Source organism: Shewanella maritima (assembly GCF_004295345.1).
Taxonomy (GTDB): Bacteria; Pseudomonadota; Gammaproteobacteria; order Enterobacterales; family Shewanellaceae; genus Shewanella; species Shewanella maritima.
In genome coordinates this window covers 1,849,947-1,871,603 of sequence record NZ_CP036200.1, presented here as the reverse complement: position 1 = coordinate 1,871,603, position 21,657 = coordinate 1,849,947, and the positions used below count along the sequence as shown (strand labels likewise).

Genomic DNA, 21,657 nt, shown 5'->3' with positions numbered 1-21,657 from the left:
GTTATAAATTGATAGTCTATCCGGTACTACACTCTAGCTAGCTGACTTAAACTAAATGTTTTTCTAATAATAGTAGCAATTTTTTATTTAGGTAATCTTGACCAAAATAACGATAGCCTAATTGAGAGTATAGGTATTTTGCCTTTTCATTAAACTCAAAAACGTCTAACCAAACTTTTGCTGCTTTAAGCTCGTTCGTGCAATATTCGTGTAACCTTTCCATAGCCATGCGCCCGATCCCTATCCCTTGATACCTGGTGGTAACGATAAATCTTCGTAGTTCAGTTGAACAGCCTTGTTGATTAAGAATGAAAAAGCCAACAACCTTATTTTGAAAAATAATAGACAAGTATAAGTTGTTTGCATTCCTAAAAAAATCTATATGCTCGATGTGGGAGTTAGGTGTTATAAAGTTCTTTATACAGTCTTCTTGCTCGAATGAGGTAAGCAACTTCAGTTCTTGTTCTTTAGTTGGGCGCAAAAAAATCATAAAACTCCAGTTTATTTGGGTAGATTACCGGTGAGGAACGTAACTAATGACACATCAATTAGGGTTGAATAATGTCTTATTATAGTGATGATTGATGGGCTGCAACAGTAAGCGAACATAGAGGACGGAATGAAAGGTTCTACACTAGTTTAGCACCCTGTAGCAAGCCCATTGGTAATCTACCTATTCAGCTTGTAATTGACTAATTATTGGTGGTTATTCTTGTTTAATTGGTCTAATTGCTGACTGTTTAAAATGTGATGTTTTCTATTATAGTCGGACGTTATGCTACCTGGCAATCAACTACTGATTGGTATAGCTCCTTGAAATTATGGAAAATAAACTTGTATCGCGCTAATAAGTTGGATAATCAAGCTGGGAGGGAGTCCTTGTCGTTCGGTTCAGTTAGCTAAGTGGTAGATAGTGTGTTTGTAGTTTATCGTCCCAAAAGCTTAAGTTGGGTAAAACATGATTATTTAGTTTTAATATGCCTTGGCTGGATTGGGATTTCGGCCAATTTGACGACTGTGTTCGCTGCGGAAACGTTTGCCAGGTAAGAGGTAAAAAAGACCTGCTCGCCAGGGGCGAGCAGGTGGGCAAATTTATCACACCTAAGTATTGGCCTGTGTGTATGCCCATATCGTTGAGGTTTTGCTTCGCCATCATGCAGATGGGTCTTGTCGCTTTCACTATCTCTGCGTTTGAAGGTACCGAAGGAAGGAGGTCTTCAAGATAGTGAAAGCAACGGGTGTAATTTACACCTTTTCGGCCCCAGCTATTAATTATAAAAAATTAACTATGATAATTTGGGCTTGTTTTGCTCATTTTGAATGAGGTGTTGATGTTAGAGCGGATAAAAAAACCGGTAATTGGGTAGATTACCGGTAAGGAACGTAACTAATGACACATCAATAGGGATTGAGTTGCGCCTTATTATTTTGATGATGATTTTTGGTGAGCTGCTACCATGAAGCGAATAAGGTGGACGGAATGAGAGGTTCGACACCTTGTTCGACAACAAAGATGACCCCAGTAACAAGCTCAATAATAACTTACCTTCTCAGCCTTTAAATGGCTAATTATTGAAGGTTATTATTCTTTAATTAGCTTAATTAATCATGACTAATAGTATGTACGGCCTGCTGGCCACAATGGCTTTCTGAGGTCGCTTGTGGTTCACATTGCTTGGTAATCAATCACAGATTGGTATAAGGCCTTTAATTTGTGGAAAAACAAACTTGCAAACCCTGCAAATAAGCTTATCCACATAATCATTACCACCACGAATGATAGATAAAAACCTGCCATCGTGTCACAGTAGGTGGCATAGACATAGTGGGAGCCAGGCAATAAAGCACCAAATACAGCAAAACACAATAACGCGACAATAATTTGAATTTTCATAACAATGCACTCTTGTAAGGTTGAGGTATGAGCGTAGGTGTTTCATCCCACCCTCACACCTATCTGAAAACCGTATCACTTAATCGTGATAGCACTAACGTAACAGGGTGCTCATCAGAAATATCTCGTGATACTCACATATTGGCTAATCAGGTGAAATGTTTAGGGTAAGGCCGAGTTTGACAAAAGCAGGTGCACAACTAAAAAAGCCGCTACCAAAACTTGCCAAGCGATTGTGTTGAGAAGGGTGTTTCAACTGCAATAATAACAGGCTAGCGTGATAACGGCTCAATTAATATCTTATCGCAACAAACGCTTTAGTGGGGGTTAAGTTTGATTATTTGGTATAACGCATCACGTATGTCGAATTAATTAAAAAAGCTTTTGTCCAAAAAAGACCCGCTAACCAGAAGCTAGCGGGTGAAAGACCTTACCTAGACGGTTTATGTAGACAAGCGTCTATGTTTATCAAGGTATATTGTATAGATAAACCTTGTCACTCTCACAGTCCAAGCTGTGAAGCAACCTAAGAGATAAGTGGTGTAAACTCAGTGAGAGTAACGAAATCAATCTCCCCTTTACTCACAATGCTACTAATTATAAAAGATTAACTATGATAAATGGGTTTCACAGGCCGTAGGCCCAAAAGGTTTAATACTGATAGGAAGTAAAAGCCGGTAACAATGTCGACTACCGGCAAGGACGAGCTATTGGCGCATTAGGTAGGGATTAAATGGCGCCTTTTACTATGATGAGAGCGCTACTGCACAAAATAGTAATATGAACAACATGAGCGACATGACAGTTCCATCGTTACTTAGGGTGATGCACAGCAGCAACCTCAAGACCAAATTAGTTTTTTGTAGAGCAATCGTCCAGTTATAAGAGATTATTTTTTATTAACTAGCATAATTAACCCCGCTGAATAAAAGAGTTGCCTGAATATCCAGGATTAACACTGAATGACCAACCTCCTACCACTATAGGTAATGATAGGAGGTTAGATCGTGCTTATAATCTGTAGTTAGCTCCTAAGAAAAATGCGCGCCCTTGAGTATCATAATAGCCATCACCATCGTAAACGTATGGGTTACGTGGTGGCTCAAGATCAAAGGCGTTCTTTATACCAAAACGCAAATCTAAGTCATCAGTTAGTACATAACTGCCCGTAAAGTCCCAAGTGGTATGTGACGGAATATCATTATAATTATTGTCACTTGGCACCCAATCATTGCTAGCAACAGCTGAATGACGGTAGTTTGCACGAGCTTCAAGGGTCAAATCATCATAGGTCCAGCCCAAACTGAACATGGCTTTCCAACGAGGATCTGTATACTCCCCCACATCTTTTTGTAAATCACTGGCAAACCCTGTTGGGTTGTACTCCCATTGCTCCAAGTATGTTGCTATAACTCGAAAGTTAAAATCACCATGTGCAGATGTTTCATAGAAATACCGAGATTCGATATCTAATCCTTTCACATTATATGATGCAGAGTTAACAGGCTTATTAACATAATCAATGATATTCCCCGTGTTGTCGTCTCGGGTAAAGAGGTCGCAATAAATGTTGCTCAAGGATTCTGAATCGTAACAATATTTCACGGCTGTATTGACTGCTATATAAGAAATTGCATCGTCGATAGCAAATGCCCAATAATCCAAAGTAAATGAGAATCCTTCAATGTAATCAGGGGTATAAACTAAACCTATTGTATAGTCATTTGACGTTTCTTCTTTTAAGTCAGGATTGCCTGTAATCATGCCTGGACGCGTCCCTTGATACCAATCATCTGTAGGGTTCCATCCTTCTGATAAACCAGCAGCCCTACAATTAGCCGCTCTGTGAGCGCTGCTACCTAAGTTAATATTGATTGAGTCACAAACATCTGTTATTGATGTGAATGTTTGCCCTCCAGGGTCAAATAGTTCACCAATGTTTGGCGCTCTAACAGACTTTGAACGTGTAGCTCTCACTTTCAGATCTGATGTAGGAGACCAGTTTAACCCGACTTTCCATGCATCATTGGCCCCGTAGTACTATAGTCCATCCAGCGATAAGCTAAATCAAGAGTTAAGCTATCTACAAGGAATTGTTCTTCTAGGATCGGAATACTAACTTCAGCAGCTATTTCAGTGACATCATATTCGCCTGACATCGGTAATGAGGTATTGCCAAAAATAGTTCCATCGACCAATGCTTGATCAGGGTTAGTTTCAGACTGTTCTTTTCTATAATCCAAAGAAAAGGCTGTTGACACAAAGCCAGCAGGTAACTCCCATAATGCACCACTCAATACTGCTCCAAACGAAGTTTGAGTTGTCGTTGCCGTCTGACCAGCTTGGGTTCCTACCCAGTCAATTGCTTCTTGGCTTGCTTGATCTACACCAAATAAGTTCAATGGAACGCAACCAGCTGCTCTTGCTGTTGCACTCCTACAAGCTATTTCACCATTTAGCCATACGGCATCCTTTGCTTGATCGTAGCGTTCTGACCATATTTCGCCACGCCATATCGTTGTTTCATCTAGCTGACCACGTTGCGCATGAATTGAGTAGTCCCAATTATCTGTCAACGCACCTTCAAGTCCGACCAAAAAACGAAATGTTTTACGGTTTTGCTCATATAACCTATTGCCAAACTCAGTGTCCATTCTCGCTAGATTAAAACTATCTAATCCATCTTGGATTAACACGTCTTTAGCATCTTCCGGTAAAAAAGCATTATCAATAGACATTGCATTAGAGCTATGGAATACAGGAGAGCTCTCTCCATTAGTTTGATAATCAACATACGTTATTTCAGAAAATACTGTATGATCATCATTAATATCGTAGCTTGTATTCAAAGTGAATACTTTTCTATCGAGCGGCGTTCTAACTAAGCCGTAGTTGATAGGATCATACCCTTCACAGCTGGGGCCACAGTAGTTAGAATTATTACCCGGCCCAGGTATTAGGCCTTCGCCGTAATCAAATAACTTTAACTCACCATTACTATCAAAAGTATACTGCCCTGAATTAGTCGAAAATGTACCAGCCTCGTTAATCCATGATAGTGGCTTTCTACCTTCATATGGTACTTTTGCAGGACTATTAGGATCGCTTGAGTCGTAGTCTGGGTTATAGATACTGCCTACAGGGTTAGATAAAAAACTTCTTCCAGAGTTAGTTAGCTGTGTTTGCTGAGCAAATGTGGCATTGAATACAGCAGTTAGCTGACCATCTAGAAAATCACCTCCAGCAGTTAAAGAGAATTGAGTTTCCTCACCTCCTGATTGCTGTGGCTGAGTATAGGTTGCATCTAATTCAATACCATCCACATTTGTGCGAGTAATAATATTGACAACACCCGCGATTGCATCTGAGCCGTAAACTGCAGATGCGCCTCCAGTTATAACTTCAATTCGTTGGATCATTGCTGTTGGTATTGTATTTAAATCGACAGCGGAATCACCATTTGAGCCAGCAACAAAACGCCGCCCATTAACAAGCACTAACGTACGATCTGAACCCAACCCTCTCAAATTGGTTTGGTTTAGTCCGGCTGCAAATACAAATCCGTTTGAGGTTTCAGGAGAAATTCCCACTGTTGATGAAGGTAATTTATTTAACAAGTCAGCGACATTTGTTATTCCCATTTGTGCCATGTCAGCACCTGATATCACAGTAACTGGTGTTGGAGACAACTCGCCAATTCTTTTTATTTTTGAACCTGTCACCTCAATTCGCTCGATCGATGTCCCTATTGTGTCTTCACTGGAGTAAGCATAAGACGTAAAAAATACGCCACAACACGCCAATGCGATTGACTTCGCTAATTTAGTTTGAATCATTATCTTCCCTTAATTGTTGCTTTCATTATTAGTTGGATAAGTGTGATATCCGCTACCAACATAACGGTGACAACAAAGAAAGAAGATTTATTATTCATAATAATTTATTAAGCAATCTTGAATGCATGTAAATCGGTATTAACTCATAACTTAAGGCTGGACCAGCAAAGCAGGTTTTCTACATCTTTATCAAATTCGTAAAAGAGTGTTTATAAAATTTGCCTAGTGATTGTGTTGAGAAGGAGGGGGCTTCAGCTATAAAAAGGCAAATGATAACAACTCAAGAGAGAGCTTATTGTGACTCGAGTTTACGCGGGCTTAAGAGTGGTTGTTTGGTTTTAATTTACCCCTAAAAAGGTAAAAAGACCTGCTAGTTAGAAACTAGCAGGTGAAGGAGCTTGCCTAACACACCTTAGTGTCGACGAGCGTCTATGTCCATCAAGCTAAAGTAGTGACGTTGTTGTCACATATTGAGGTTTGTTGTTTTCACTATCCCTGCGCATGAAGCTACTTTACAGTTAAGTGGAGTCAAGACAGTGAAAACAACAAGCACAATCTACATCTTTTGCTGAGAGCTTCTCCAGTTATGGATGATTATTTGGGATTAACTAATCTAATTACTCAGCTGAATAAAAAAGCCAACAACACGCATCAGCAGGCCAAAGCGCGGTCAGGGAGCGCTTAAAATCGTTACTTAATCAGTGAGTTTCTGAGTGCTAGCGATAACCCCAATAAGCCTAGCAGTGATAAGAAGCCAAGTGAACCACTACCGGTCTCTTCGATGTGAATATCACCTTTTCCTTTGTTAATGCTAATTACCTGCTCATCATCCAGTACAAGCACACCTTCATATCCATTGACACTCTCAACTTCATAAGTACAGGTCTCAAAAGGTTCAATTGTGGCGCCACCAATCATGATATCACCCAAATAAGTGGCATTATCCGTTAAGCTATTCATATGCAGGCTCAGTACCTCAATCACTTCTTTACTGTTCCGCGCAACTAATTCAAGACACTGTTATTAGGGAATTTAGTTCATGCTCAATTGGCGACAGGTCATCATTAGCTGTATGAAGCCTGTCTAAGTTGTAATAACGCATATACGCGTTTACATCGTTTCTCATTTGCTCACGAGTTGGTTGTGGTGCTTTCTACAACCAGTCACCCTTCAAGCTACCGAAGAACCGCTCAACAACGGCATTATACCGACAAGCACCCACGTCTCCCATACTAGCTCTGATACAATAATTGGTGAGTAATTTACGATAGTGCTAGCTGGTATATTGCGAGCCTCTATCTGAGTGAAAGACTAAACCCTTGGGCAATTGCTGTAAGTTATAGCCTTTCATCATAGCTTCGCAGCGACTCAAATCCTTGTAACGTTGACCAAGTACGTTTTCGCCTTTTGAAGCCACCGGTAACCTCAACCAGTTTCTTAATCGGAGCGAGATCGGAGTCGGTACCATTGTTGAGATACTTCATCTTCCGATGCTTGACATCCGCATGCTGTCTCTCCTCTTTCTTCAGGCAACCTACCGCATAGGTATATGAGAATTGCCTATTTATGTTGATTATAAAAGAAACAATTCTATGGGTTAACTCAGTCTTTGAAACAAGCCTAATCGCATCATTTTTGTGAATATAAAACTAAAGTAAATATGGGGTCGCAAATAAGTTCAAGCAACGGCTTGCTAATTATAATTGTTGTTAATTATTGGGTAGGGGTTGCGTGTTGTTTTGCTTGATAAGGTTTGTTTTGGCGAGTGTGAGCTACCTTTGTTTCTTTGTGAGGTATAGCTGTAGTGTATTGGTACTTATCATTTTAGTGTTAATTAAAATTACATCTGATAATCATCTTTAACCATTGCTTATGTAGTATAGCGATGATTGATGCATTTTAATGTTTAATAATTCTAAATAAGTTTATGGATTGTTAATTAGTTATTATGATTTTATGGATTTTATTTAAGGGTGTTTCAAAAATGATTGAATCTAGTTGCGTAGCGATCTGTTCTTCTCCGCATTGTATTAATTGTGATAAGTCGACCCGAAAAATTTGGCAAGCAGGATTTTCTGTAAAGCTCAATAATAGCGGTAGTTTGGCCTTTTCCGAATCTGTTCAACTCTATTTACCTGAAGCTGATGAAGCTCAGATTTGTAGCGTAAAAGTATTACGACTTTTATGTATTCTATTAGAGCATGCAGGAAAGATTATTTCTAAAGCGGATCTTGAGTCCGCAATATGGGGGCGGATCCCAGTCGGAGGAGGAAGTCTTCCTGTTCTTGTTAATCAGCTAAGAATACTCCTAAAAGATACATCGTGGGTTGTAGTAACTGCACGAGGCTTAGGTTACATGATATTGGAGGGTAAAGATGAGCAAGTTTGATAATTGTCAGCTCCTGAATGGTATTTTTACTAACCAGGCACTCCACCTTGGTCAAGACCTTCTAAACGCCAGTGTCGATTATAAGTTGGAAGAAATTTACGGGCAAGATGGTGTTGTTGGTTATGAAGTGTTAATTGATAACGTCGGTAGTGTTAAAGATAGACTATTTAATGCTGGCCTATTGATGGACCGACTGTTCTATTTCATTGAGCAAAGCGCCTGTTTTTATAAGTATGATATGGAAGGGAAAAGTTTATTTGTAAACTTTGAAGTCTATGAGCTTTGCGATTCTAAATTACTTAAGAAGATTGTTGAATTTTCTGAATTATTAAAAGTTCGTGGAATGGAGCTTGTCTGTGAAATAACTGAGAGAAACTTATGCGCACCATGCCGAGTTTATGAACAAGGATTATTGTTTTTAAAAAAGCATTTAGTTCATTTATGCGCAGATGATTATGACTGGGCTCAAGGAGACTATAGAAGCCGGGATTTACTTAGGTTATTTAACTCCGTGAAATTACAAGTTCCAAAAGATGAAATTTGTTTAGAAAGCTTTTCTAAAAATCTACATTGGAATGATTTTTCAAATAAGTTTGACTTCATCGTTTTCGAACGTGTTGAGACGGTAAATCAGTTACATAGCCTCAAATCTCTAAATATCGATCATAGCTATTATCAGGGATATCTATTCGAAAGCAATCGCATCAAACTTTCACCATTAGGGTAGTATCTCTTATGAAATATACTCTTAAACTTCAGAGCATTATCGCTTTGAGCTGGATGATATCTGCCTGTTGTTTCGCCTCTGAATCTGATATTGAAGTGGGGTTGAAGCTTGCTTATCAACACTACGAAAATAATCTGACTTCGCCTAGTACATTTGCTTATGGTTTGTTCTTTAATACCCCCATTAATCAAGATATATCACTTGAGGCTGGCTTGTACTCTTTGGGTGAGGCGCAAGAGTTAAATGGAAATAAAGGTGGTTTTTTTGTTGGTGAGTTATCAGCGTTATACCACTTTAATTTCAATAATGATGACTCCGATCGCTTTTTTGTAAAAGCCGGGCTATCGCCTTGGGCGGGTTATTTGACGACTCCGACAGAAGAAACCAATTATGATTTTGGCTTTTCACCTATTTTGGGCGCGGGATATCAGTTTTCAATATCGGAGGATTGGTCGGGGCGTCTAGAGTACCAATATTTTCCGAATTTGGGTAAAGACAATGTCGGGCAGGCCGATTCGCATTTGCTCAGCTTTTCATTTATTTGCTGTTCGGTGCCTAACAAAGATCATTTTAGCAGCGCAAAGCCTGTTATCTACCCTGAGCCTCAAGAGGTGAAAAGGGTGCGAAAGCTTTCTCGTCATACATCGAAAGTGGATGCCGTTAACGCTGTAAAGCAAAAAAAAACGCTCCCTAGTGTCCAGCGAGAAATTTTTGGTTCCTGGTATTTTGATAATAACTCATCGCAACTTCATATCACTTATCCAATGGCTGCATTGAATAAGGCGAGAGAGTATATCCAAAACGATTGTAAGTTGGACAGCACTAAAGTCTATGGCTATACCGATGGCGTTGGCGAGGCTGGCTATAACGCTTGGCTTGCTAATAAAAGAGCTGGGCGAGTGAAAGATTATATTAAGGGCGCGCTTGGTGGGCAATTAGGAACTGCAGAGGTTAAAGCGCTTGGAGCGCAAAGAGAGCAAACGTTATTACCAGGTAACGTCGCCCCATATGAGCGTCGTGTCGACTATGTATTGTTGTTTAGTTGTAAATAATTGCACAAAGATTAAGGGTGTACTTTATGTGTGATCAATTGTCGTATTCATTAAAAACTTTATTATTGCTGTTCATGTTAGCTATAGCGTCAGTTGGCTGTAGTGATAGTGATCGCAACTTTCTTGATGGTAATCCAGCCCCAACGATTGACGCTGTTGAGTTACTGCTTGGTGATGAAGTCTCTGAGGTTAGTCTTTTTGTTGGTGAAGAACGTAATGTTACAGTCAAGGTCTATTACTCTGATGGAACGATAGGGGTTGCACCTTCATCAGAGGTCGAGCTCACTTTTTCTCGTCCTCAGGGTGAATCTATTGACCCTCAAGCGTTCATCGAGTTACTACAAAGTGGCGACGATATTCGAATTAAAGCGCTTGCACCGTTAAGCGATTTAGTTTTAACGGCTAAGTATACCCGCAATGGGGCTAGTTACTCCTCTCAACCCCTTACGCTAAATATTTTAGAAAGAGAGATCGAACGTCTTCAGTTGACGCCACCTGAAGTCTCAATAGCGAACGGTTTTAGTCAATATTACACAGTGACAGCGATTTACAGTGACAACACGACCAGTATTTTGGATGCATCTGCTGCACCGCTATCGATTGCAGGGAGTTCGAAAGACAAGGACGTCACCATTGATGGTCATAAGGTGACGGCGACGGCATCGGGTAAGGCAATCACGGTTCAGGCGACATTAACGGCGGACACATCGGTGACAGCGACGGCGGTGATTAACACCACGGCGGCAACGTTAGATCAAATTATCCTATCGAATGCGGGTGAGAACCAACCGTTACCAGCAACGCTAACACTAGTAAAAGGTGGTGAGCTAGCGACACGCGTGTACGGTTTGATGACTGACGGCAGCGTGTTAGAGCTTGATGCCAGCAATATCACTTACACCACGACAAATGCGCATGCAGCAAGCTGGGATGATACCAATATCAAAGCCAATGATGCAGGTGATGCCACGCTATTTGCTCATTATGATGCAGATGGTGATGGAGTCGTTGATTTTGACAGCCAGTCGGTGGCGGTGAAGGTATCGGGCGCGAGTATCTCAAGTCTAAGTATTTCGCCTGATCCAATTAACCTCCTGCTTGGCAGCAGTAAAGCAATTAAGGTTGAGGCCTTGATGTCAGATAACACCACAGCCGATGTGAGCAATGCAGCGACACTGACGGTTGAAGGTGGCGCGAGTGAGATAGCCTTTGACTCAACGGTGAGCAATGTGCTTATCGGTAAAGCGGGTGTGTCGAATGCCCGCATTAAGGCGAGCTTTGGTGGCCAGGAAGCCTTTGCGGACGTGAATGTGATGGTGGTGGCGTTAGAGCGTATCAGCATTAGTCCGAAAGTGGTGACCATGAACGTGGATGACACCCAGGTGTTCAGTGCAACGGCGCATTATGCGAGTGGTCAAACGGCGCAATTAGGAGCGCATGATTTGAGCTGGGTTGTGAGCGGCGATGCAACCGCGACCATAGTCAATGGTGAGCTGACAGTATCGAGTGCGGGTGATGCGGTAGTGACCGCCACGCTTAACAGTGATAGCAGTAAATTTGATACGGCGAACGTGTCAGTGCTATCAGGTTCGGTGGCACGTGTTGAAGTGGTGTTAGCGCAAAGCACACTTGCAGTGGGCCAATCTACATCAGCCGTTGCTAATGCATATTATACGAGCGCGCCAGGAGTGCCGGTTGATGTGACAGCAAATGCGATTTGGGATGTTGAAGACAAAGACGTGGCGTTGGTGACGGGTGGTTATATCCGTGGTGAAGCGGTCGGTGACACTAAAATCAAGGCAAGCTTTGGTGGTGTGCCAAGTAGTCAAGTTGCGCTGAGCGTGACGAACAAAACGCTGGATAGTATTCAGTTAGTGCCGGGTAATATCACATTAGGTAAAGATCAAAGCCAATACTACACAGTGGCGGGTGTTTACAGTGACAACACGACCAGTATTTTGGATGCATCTGCTGCACCGCTATCGATTGCAGGGAGTTCGAAAGACAAGGACGTCACCATTGATGGTCATAAGGTGACAGCAACGGCATCGGGTAAGGCAATCACGATTCAGGCGACATTAACGGCGGACACGTCGGTGACATCGACGGCGGTGATTAACACCACGGCGGCAACGTTAGATCAAATTATCCTATCGAATGCGGGTGAGAACCAACCGTTACCAGCAACGCTAACACTAGTAAAAGGTGGTGAGCTAGCGACACGCGTGTACGGTTTGATGACTGACGGCAGCGTGTTAGAGCTTGATGCCAGCAATATCACTTACACCACGACAAATGCGCATGCAGCAAGCTGGGATGATACCAATATCAAAGCCAATGATGCAGGTGATGCCACGCTATTTGCTCATTATGATGCAGATGGTGATGGAGTCGTTGATTTTGACAGCCAGTCGGTGGCGGTGAAGGTATCGGGCGCGAGTATCTCAAGTCTAAGTATTTCGCCTGATCCAATTAACCTCCTGCTTGGCAGCAGTAAAGCAATTAAGGTTGAGGCCTTGATGTCAGATAACACCACAGCCGATGTGAGCAATGCAGCGACACTGACGGTTGAAGGTGGCGCGAGTGAGATAGCCTTTGACTCAACGGTGAGCAATGTGCTTATCGGTAAAGCGGGTGTGTCGAATGCCCGCATTAAGGCGAGCTTTGGTGGCCAGGAAGCCTTTGCGGACGTGAATGTGATGGTGGTGGCGTTAGAGCGTATCAGCATTAGTCCGAAAGTGGTGACCATGAACGTGGATGACACCCAGGTGTTCAGTGCAACGGCGCATTATGCGAGTGGTCAAACGGCGCAATTAGGCGCGCATGATTTGAGCTGGGTTGTGAGCGGCGATGCAACCGCGACCATAGTCAATGGTGAGCTGACGGTATCGAGTGCGGGTGATGCGGTAGTGACCGCTACGCTTAACAGTGATAGCAGTAAATTTGATACGGCGAACGTGTCAGTGCTATCAGGTTCGGTGGCACGTGTTGAAGTGGTGTTAGCGCAAAGCACACTGGCAGTGGGCCAATCTACATCAGCCGTTGCTAATGCATATTATACGAGCGCGCCAGGAGTGCCGGTTGATGTGACAGCAAATGCGATTTGGGATGTTGAAGACAAAGACGTGGCGTTGGTGACGGGTGGTTATATCCGTGGTGAAGCGGTCGGTGACACTAAAATCAAGGCAAGCTTTGGTGGTGTGCCAAGTAGTCAAGTTGCGCTGAGCGTGACGAACAAAACGCTGGATAGTATTCAGTTAGTGCCGGGTAATATCACATTAGGTAAAGATCAAAGCCAATACTACACAGTGGCGGGTGTTTACAGTGACAACACGACCAGTATTTTGGATGCATCTGCTGCACCGCTATCGATTGCAGGGAGTTCGAAAGACAAGGACGTCACCATTGATGGTCATAAGGTGACAGCAACGGCATCGGGTAAGGCAATCACGATTCAGGCGACATTAACGGCGGACACGTCGGTGACATCGACGGCGGTGATTAACACCACGGCGGCAACGTTAGATCAAATTATCCTATCGAATGCGGGTGAGAACCAACCGTTACCAGCAACGCTAACACTAGTAAAAGGTGGTGAGCTAGCGACACGCGTGTACGGTTTGATGACTGACGGCAGCGTGTTAGAGCTTGATGCCAGCAATATCACTTACACCACGACAAATGCGCATGCAGCAAGCTGGGATGATACCAATATCAAAGCCAATGATGCAGGTGATGCCACGCTATTTGCTCATTATGATGCAGATGGTGATGGAGTCGTTGATTTTGACAGCCAGTCGGTGGCGGTGAAGGTATCGGGCGCGAGTATCTCAAGTCTAAGTATTTCGCCTGATCCAATTAACCTCCTGCTTGGCAGCAGTAAAGCAATTAAGGTTGAGGCCTTGATGTCAGATAACACCACAGCCGATGTGAGCAATGCAGCGACACTGACGGTTGAAGGTGGCGCGAGTGAGATAGCCTTTGACTCAACGGTGAGCAATGTGCTTATCGGTAAAGCGGGTGTGTCGAATGCCCGCATTAAGGCGAGCTTTGGAGGTCAGGAAGCCTTTGCGGACGTGAATGTGATGGTGGTGGCGTTAGAGCGTATCAGCATTAGTCCGAAAGTGGTGACCATGAACGTGGATGACACCCAGGTGTTCAGTGCAACGGCGCATTATGCGAGTGGTCAAACGGCGCAATTAGGAGCGCATGATTTGAGCTGGGTTGTGAGCGGCGATGCAACCGCGACCATAGTCAATGGTGAGCTGACAGTATCGAGTGCGGGTGATGCGGTAGTGACCGCCACGCTTAACAGTGATAGCAGTAAATTTGATACGGCGAACGTGTCAGTGCTATCAGGTTCGGTGGCACGTGTTGAAGTGGTGTTAGCGCAAAGCACACTTGCAGTGGGCCAATCTACATCAGCCGTTGCTAATGCATATTATACGAGCGCGCCAGGAGTGCCGGTTGATGTGACAGCAAATGCGATTTGGGATGTTGAAGACAAAGACGTGGCGTTGGTGACGGGTGGTTATATCCGTGGTGAAGCGGTCGGTGACACTAAAATCAAGGCAAGCTTTGGTGGTGTGCCAAGTAGTCAAGTTGCGCTGAGCGTGACGAACAAAACGCTGGATAGTATTCAGTTAGTGCCGGGTAATATCACATTAGGTAAAGATCAAAGCCAATACTACACAGTGGCGGGTGTTTACAGTGACAACACGACCAGTATTTTGGATGCATCTGCTGCACCGCTATCGATTGCAGGGAGTTCGAAAGACAAGGACGTCACCATTGATGGTCATAAGGTGACAGCAACGGCATCGGGTAAGGCAATCACGATTCAGGCGACATTAACGGCGGACACGTCGGTGACATCGACGGCGGTGATTAACACCACGGCGGCAACGTTAGATCAAATTATCCTATCGAATGCGGGTGAGAACCAACCGTTACCAGCAACGCTAACACTAGTAAAAGGTGGTGAGCTAGCGACACGCGTGTACGGTTTGATGACTGACGGCAGCGTGTTAGAGCTTGATGCCAGCAATATCACTTACACCACGACAAATGCGCATGCAGCAAGCTGGGATGATACCAATATCAAAGCCAATGATGCAGGTGATGCCACGCTATTTGCTCATTATGATGCAGATGGTGATGGAGTCGTTGATTTTGACAGCCAGTCGGTGGCGGTGAAGGTATCGGGCGCGAGTATCTCAAGTCTAAGTATTTCGCCTGATCCAATTAACCTCCTGCTTGGCAGCAGTAAAGCAATTAAGGTTGAGGCCTTGATGTCAGATAACACCACAGCCGATGTGAGCAATGCAGCGACACTGACGGTTGAAGGTGGCGCGAGTGAGATAGCCTTTGACTCAACGGTGAGCAATGTGCTTATCGGTAAAGCGGGTGTGTCGAATGCCCGCATTAAGGCGAGCTTTGGTGGCCAGGAAGCCTTTGCGGACGTGAATGTGATGGTGGTGGCGTTAGAGCGTATCAGCATTAGTCCGAAAGTGGTGACCATGAACGTGGATGACACCCAGGTGTTCAGTGCAACGGCGCATTATGCGAGTGGTCAAACGGCGCAATTAGGCGCGCATGATTTGAGCTGGGTTGTGAGCGGCGATGCAACCGCGACCATAGTCAATGGTGAGCTGACGGTATCGAGTGCGGGTGATGCGGTAGTGACCGCTACGCTTAACAGTGATAGCAGTAAATTTGATACGGCGAACGTGTCAGTGCTATCAGGTTCGGTGGCACGTGTTGAAGTGGTGTTAGCGCAAAGCACACTGGCAGTGGGCCAATCTACATCAGCCGTTGCTAATGCATATTATACGAGCGCGCCAGGAGTGCCGGTTGATGTGACAGCAAATGCGATTTGGGATGTTGAAGACAAAGACGTGGCGTTGGTGACGGGTGGTTATATCCGTGGTGAAGCGGTCGGTGACACTAAAATCAAGGCAAGCTTTGGTGGTGTGCCAAGTAGTCAAGTTGCGCTGAGCGTGACGAACAAAACGCTGGATAGTATTCAGTTAGTGCCGGGTAATATCACATTAGGTAAAGATCAAAGCCAATACTACACAGTGGCGGGTGTTTACAGTGACAACACGACCAGTATTTTGGATGCATCTGCTGCACCGCTATCGATTGCAGGGAGTTCGAAAGACAAGGACGTCACCATTGATGGTCATAAGGTGACAGCAACGGCATCGGGTAAGGCAATCACGATTCAGGCGACATTGACGGCGGACACATCGGTGACAGCGACGGCGGTGATTAACACCACGGCGGCAACTTTATCTGGGGTGATTTTAGTTGAAGACGGAGAGACGACGCCATTAAGTGCGAAGATCATGCTTAGTGGTACAACCCTCAAAGTTAAACTTATTGGTGTCATGTCAGATGGCACATTACAGGAGTCTTTATCTGGTGATATGTACTTTATCACTAATGATGGTGAAGTAGTTAACAACACTCAAGCAACCAGCCAAACATACACGGCCAATAAGCCAGGCTCTACAACTATTTTCGGCGAATATGACGTAGATGGAACAGGCACGACAATATTGACGTCGCTTAACAAACCAATAATTAACGTTCCATCTGCAACAGTCGATAGTGTCGAAATCACCACTTCAGACGCTGATAGAACGTTTGTTCAAGGGTTAACCGTGCCTTTACGTGCAGTTGCTCACATGAGTGATGGCTCTGAGATTGATATTTCATCAGCAGCATCATGGCTCTCTACCAACACAGATGTTGCAACATTTACAGACGTTGACTTCAAAAACCATGTTTATGGTAAAGCAGCAGGCGATGTAAATGTTCATGTGAATTTTGGTGGAGAGAAAGACATTAAGCTCGTTAAGGTTACTGCCGCTAGCTTGCTCAGTATTTCGGTTGAGCCGAAAGACACAACCATTCATGTTGGTCATAACCTGCAATACAAAGCAATGGGGACATTTGACAACGGTGATGAAGTTGATATCACCAATCAAGTTACATGGATTTCGAACAATCCAAGTAGTGTAGCTACAATTGAAAACAATACCGGTCTTGCAACTGCTACAGGCGTTGGACACGCCGAAATCACTGCACATAAGGATACGCTAACTGATGTGGCAACACTTAACGTGATGGCAGACAAGCTTGTTGAAAGCATTCACATTGAGCTTTCGGCAGGGGGCACCTCAGCAGCTAGCTTACCAGAGGGAGCTGAAGCACAGCTATATGCAATGGTGTATTACACTGATGGCACATTTGATGCGGATGCTGCGAAATTTGTTAAATGGATAGTAGAGCCTCAAAATACAACTGATTTGATAGGTTTTGTTGATGGTGATGGCATTTGGCATGCACTGAAAGAAGGCGAAGCTAAGGTTTATGCGACATATGGCGGTAAACCAAGTAATGAAGAGTTTGCTGAAGTAACGGCTGCCACGCTGACAGGGTTAACAATTAACCCGAGCGCACCATCTATTGCAGTGGGGCAAAGTCAGCAATTTACTGTATGGGGTGAGTACTCAAACGGTATACCAAAAGATTTGACTGAGCTTGCGACTTGGGAGCTCCAAGATGCTTCAGGTAACTCGACATCATTAGCGACCTTAGAAAGCCAAAAAGGGCTAGTGAAAGCAAATGGTGAAGGTGACGTTGTTGTCAAAGCAACAGTAGGCTCAGAGTCTGTCACAAGTACGTTAGACATCACAGCGCTAAAACTTTTGGATATTCAGTTAAATTATAACGTGCCTATGTTGCTGGCATTGGGTCAAGAAGTTGAAGTTCCGGTGCTTTGTTTATACTCAGATGAGCAAGTTCTTGAATGTGAAACTTCTGCTACTGGATTTGCTTTTGACTCTGATAATGATACTGCAGTGAGCTGGTTAGGAACGACTGGCAAAGTCAAGGCTAACGCAACCGGGATCGCAAATATATCAGTGTCATGGTCTGATGGTACCAATACAGTTGTATCTAAATTACTTCCTGTTGGTGTTAGTTCAGCACAGCTTGAAAGCGTCAAAGTTGAACCTGGTGTGGTTGAAATACACAAAGGCTTAACACAACTGCTGACGATGACTTATGACGATACTAATGGTGACACAAAACCAATAGCAGCAACTAGTTGGCGCTCACTTAATGCCAGTGTTGCGACAGTGTCAAATACGGGTGTTGTTACAGCTGAAGCAGAAGGGACTGCACAAATTGAAGGCTGTCACAGCGGCAAATGTGATACCGCCATTGTATTTGTTAAAGAGAGAAAACTCTCTAGCCTAACAATGATTACCACTGCTTCGTTTAGTGTTCATGAACTTACCTCTGTGAGAGTTAATGCGACCTATGAAGATGATCCTGCTGGTTTTGAAAATGTTACCGATAAAGTGATTTGGGAGACAGATTTATCTGAAGTGGTGGTTGTGGGCGGTCAAGCTTATGGACTAAAAGCTGGAGATACTGACATCACGGCACACTTTGATGGGAAAGAGGTAACAACAACCGTTACCTTAGTTGACCCAATCGATGACTTTGTTGTGACAGTTGTTAGCGCTGAAGTTTTAGTCGGCGATACAGTAGATTTTACTGCCAAAACGGTCTCACGACTTGGTGTGGATACTGATGTCCGCAGTTCATCAGCATTAACTGCTGAGCCCTATACTGACTCAGGTCTAGAGTGGAATAGTGGCGTATTAACAGCATCGGCACAAGGTAATGGTCGGTTCCGTGTATCTTTTAATGGTATGACGAAAGAGGCGTCAGTGCTCATTAGGTATGTGACACTTGGTAAGAGTGGGCTTTGGTATGGCAGTGACTCATACCTACAAAAAGGCGAATCTATTCCTGAGGCAGAGGCTTATTGTTCATATTGTACTCATCAAGATTTTGATTACGTGTGGATTGTAGATATGAATGAGGATGGTCATTTTGATATCAGCACATCTGCTGGGGACAATGTATACAAGCAAGATACTTTTGCGCCTAGTGTTGAAGAGTACGGGAAGGCGGTTCGTTTGATTGCGAGTCATGATGAAGTAAATGAAAATATCATTAGAACATATGAGCCTCCCGAGTTAATACGAGTGCTTGAAGCTGAGCCCGATGCCAATGATATAAACTACGACAACGCTATTATTTTTGAAGTTGCGGGCGTATATCAAACACTTAACGAAAGCATCAATACTACAAATATTAAAAGGCTTGTCGACTACTTAAATTCTAGCCATAAAGTTCTAAAACGTTTCTGGTACACACCCATGCAGAAGGATGTTTTAGCTGAAACAAACAATAATGGTTTCTTTGGCTATATGGGAAGTAACGGTAATAGCATTGATGCGAGTATGAAATCACTACTGAACGTTAGTGATATTGAAATTTATTCAAATAACTACAGAGGCTTTGTTTTGGTTAACGGAAGTGGAGGGCTAGTTGATGAGTGGCTAACCTTGACTGGCAACTCTATCAACCCGACAATTAGTCGTCTATCAGATGGGGACTTAAGTACTCTAAAAACTAATATTACAAACCCAATCATTGATATAAAATCAAATCAATATGGTTATGCTGCTACTTTAAATGATGACAGTGTTTGGATCTGGGGGCGCGACTATATGGATACAGGTTTCAAAGGCGAAGGAGAACATTATACAAATGTAAAAGACATATATTCACTGAATATCTATGGCTTCTTAATAAAACATTACGACAATACCGCTAGATTCATAGGGCCAAGTGCAGGAGCGCCTTCGTCAGCAATTCAGAGCCTTCTAGACTCTGGAGATTTCATTGATGTTTGCCCACTTGACGATGGCGCAATAGTGTTGATGGAAGATGGCACCATTGTTATTACTGGGATACAACTTAACACTAATAACATCTATAGTACGTACCTAAATAGGATTAATGCATATCTAAATAGTTCGATTAATGGAGTTGCGAAGTTGCATTGTAACGAAACGTGGTGGGTGGATTATCCAATAATTGAACTAGAGGATGGACGTTTTTTGAATTTATCAAACGGTGGACCTGACGAAATAAATGACCTGAAAACACTTGTTCACTTAAATCAATGGGGCTTTGTAGGTATAAAATCTGACGGAAAATTAGAGAGTTATGTAGATGATCACCCAAGTTCAACGATAGACAAATTGAATATGTATGGTCCTATTGAAGAAGTCATCTCTTTTGGTAACAACCGTAGAGTTGCAACCATGTTTGTTCAAGCTAATGGCACATACTATTATGGCTCGTATTCTGGCACAGTAGATATTCTTGATGAAGTTAAAAATGTTGTCAAAATCTACTCTAGTAGTCAAGGTGCGTTAGTGATATTTAAAGATGGCGTGTCAAAAATGATAACCCCTATTTCTAGCGGGCTTGTTTATACTCATAGCAGCTTTAACTCAGAATCAATAACTTCGAATTAGCTGTGACAGAGTCGAGCGAGTATTTTTGAAATATGTAGCGGCAGTTTAGTTTAACTAAGCTGCCGCTTTCTCATAAACTCTTGCAGGATACTATTCATCTATTCGCTTTTATGCGCTGTTTAGCTTAGTGCTCTACAGTCTTTTTAGATTTTCGTTGCAATAATGTTAATGAGCACTTAATCTAACTTTACGGTTCGTAAAATACCTTCATACTAATGCTAGTAACGTTTGACATTCTTTTGAAGTCGTTTCGCTCTAGAGTCGGTGCTACACAGGAAGAGTTCGTTGAACTGTTGCAGCGACAGCCTGAATATGAACGTTTAACCTCAGTGTCCTTCCATCGGTGGGAATCGGGTAAGGTCAGTCCACCATTAAAGAAGCAAGCACAAATATTACTTTTATTGAAAGCAAACACTGAATTAGCTGAATTATGTGCCAGTTCTATTGTTTTTTCGCAGAGTTTTAAAAAATTGCTTAGCTTGCGATGGGGGGGCGTTTTGAAGGCGTTGATAATTGCTATGACTCGCTTATTGAGGGACATATTCCAATTGTCGATGTATCAGATTATGATGACTTCCCTGAAGATGCGAAAGCACTGCAAGCAAAGATATATGATAATCTAGATGAGCATATACAAATAAATATTGAAAAACTATTTCAAGATAGTTCAAGAAATTTTGCATTCATTGCCCAACAAAATGAAAGACTATATGGGCAGCTTGCTTTTCATCTTATCAGTCCTTTGAAGCTTCAAGACTATTTTGAGCAAATGCACTACAACGTTGTTAACCCAATACTAACTGCCGTAGAGAATCATGAAAAAGAAGATGTTTTGTTTCTATCTTCTTTCCATTCTTCAAAAAAGTCCGTGTTTTTATCTTTTGTAAAAACAGTGATAGAGACAGCTTTAGGGTTTTCGAAGATCCCCAAATACACCTTTGTAAGGCTTTATGGGGACCCTTCAAATAACTTAGTTGTTGAACACCTAGACCCCACTCTTATTTCTACAGGGGGACGGAAGTATGCGCGAGTTAAGCTCCATAACAAAAATTATGACTGGCTTGGTTACCTCATTCCTACACACTTACTTCTGTTAGGTTATGGGGCTGTTTTGGAAGAACTTTCACATTAGGTGGTTAGTTTCTTCTGATGTCACCCCTTAACGCACGCTAACCTATTGAATGAGCTAAGGTGATCATTTAGTCATTGAATCGGCGCACACACAATGAATACATAGGTTAGATTGTTGAGGAACTCCCGTTATTAGCTCTTTTACTGAACAGGGTCGAATGATGCCTATGATTGGTGTGAGCCCTGCATTTATAGCAATAGACAAAGCTAATA

10 protein-coding genes and 2 pseudogenes are annotated in these 21,657 nt (G+C 42.9%); 5 read left to right on the top strand and 7 right to left on the bottom strand.

Annotated elements, in window-relative coordinates; translation table 11 throughout:
* Nucleotides 1-46 precede the first annotated feature (46 nt).
* The 7 genes and pseudogenes from EXU30_RS07995 to EXU30_RS07970 all read right to left on the bottom strand — a co-directional run.
* The gene (locus EXU30_RS07995; protein ID WP_130598963.1) at nt 47-490 is read right to left on the bottom strand and encodes a GNAT family N-acetyltransferase; all 444 of its coding nucleotides are present in this window, start codon (nt 488-490) and stop codon (nt 47-49) included.
* A 1,176-nt stretch (nt 491-1,666) separates the two neighbouring features.
* Nucleotides 1,667-1,894: a hypothetical protein gene (locus tag EXU30_RS07990; RefSeq protein WP_130598961.1), complete on the bottom strand. Its 228-nt coding sequence runs from the start codon at nt 1,892-1,894 to the stop codon at nt 1,667-1,669.
* A 1,011-nt stretch (nt 1,895-2,905) separates the two neighbouring features.
* Nucleotides 2,906-3,871 (bottom strand): TonB-dependent receptor domain-containing protein, encoded by a 966-nt coding sequence (locus tag EXU30_RS20535; protein ID WP_242620353.1) that lies wholly within the window; start codon nt 3,869-3,871, stop codon nt 2,906-2,908.
* A gap of 26 nt (nt 3,872-3,897) precedes the next feature.
* Nucleotides 3,898-5,730 carry a TonB-dependent receptor plug domain-containing protein gene (locus tag EXU30_RS20530; protein WP_242620352.1) on the bottom strand — a complete coding sequence of 611 codons (1,833 nt, stop codon included), beginning with the start codon at nt 5,728-5,730 and terminating at the stop codon, nt 3,898-3,900.
* 690 nt (nt 5,731-6,420) lie between these two features.
* Complete coding sequence (locus EXU30_RS07980) at nt 6,421-6,690, bottom strand: hypothetical protein (RefSeq protein ID WP_130598959.1); 270 nt, start codon at nt 6,688-6,690, stop codon at nt 6,421-6,423.
* A gap of 49 nt (nt 6,691-6,739) precedes the next feature.
* A pseudogene (locus EXU30_RS07975) lies at nt 6,740-7,090 on the bottom strand (integrase core domain-containing protein); the annotation flags it as partial.
* Nucleotides 7,089-7,265 (bottom strand): annotated as a pseudogene (locus EXU30_RS07970) (DDE-type integrase/transposase/recombinase); the annotation flags it as partial. The pseudogenes EXU30_RS07975 and EXU30_RS07970, both read right to left, overlap by 2 nt.
* Before the next feature lie 413 nt (nt 7,266-7,678).
* Here EXU30_RS07970 and EXU30_RS07965 point away from each other — a divergent pair.
* From EXU30_RS07965 to EXU30_RS07945, 5 genes are all read left to right on the top strand, one after another.
* Complete coding sequence (locus EXU30_RS07965; RefSeq protein WP_130598957.1) at nt 7,679-8,119, top strand: winged helix-turn-helix domain-containing protein; 441 nt, start codon at nt 7,679-7,681, stop codon at nt 8,117-8,119.
* On the top strand, nt 8,106-8,846 hold the full coding sequence (locus tag EXU30_RS07960) for an EAL domain-containing protein (protein WP_130598955.1): 741 nt from the start codon (nt 8,106-8,108) through the stop codon (nt 8,844-8,846). The genes EXU30_RS07965 and EXU30_RS07960 overlap by 14 nt, the downstream gene beginning before the upstream one ends.
* 8 nt (nt 8,847-8,854) lie before the next feature.
* Nucleotides 8,855-9,898, top strand: coding sequence for an outer membrane beta-barrel protein (locus EXU30_RS07955; RefSeq protein ID WP_130598953.1), 1,044 nt, complete (start codon nt 8,855-8,857; stop codon nt 9,896-9,898).
* Between the two features lie 26 nt (nt 9,899-9,924).
* Nucleotides 9,925-20,313 carry an Ig-like domain-containing protein gene (locus EXU30_RS07950; RefSeq protein ID WP_130598951.1) on the top strand — a complete coding sequence of 3,463 codons (10,389 nt, stop codon included), beginning with the start codon at nt 9,925-9,927 and terminating at the stop codon, nt 20,311-20,313.
* A gap of 484 nt (nt 20,314-20,797) precedes the next feature.
* Nucleotides 20,798-21,445, top strand: a complete 648-nt coding sequence (locus EXU30_RS07945) for a hypothetical protein (protein WP_130598949.1) — start codon at nt 20,798-20,800, stop codon at nt 21,443-21,445.
* Nucleotides 21,446-21,657: the final 212 nt, after the last annotated feature.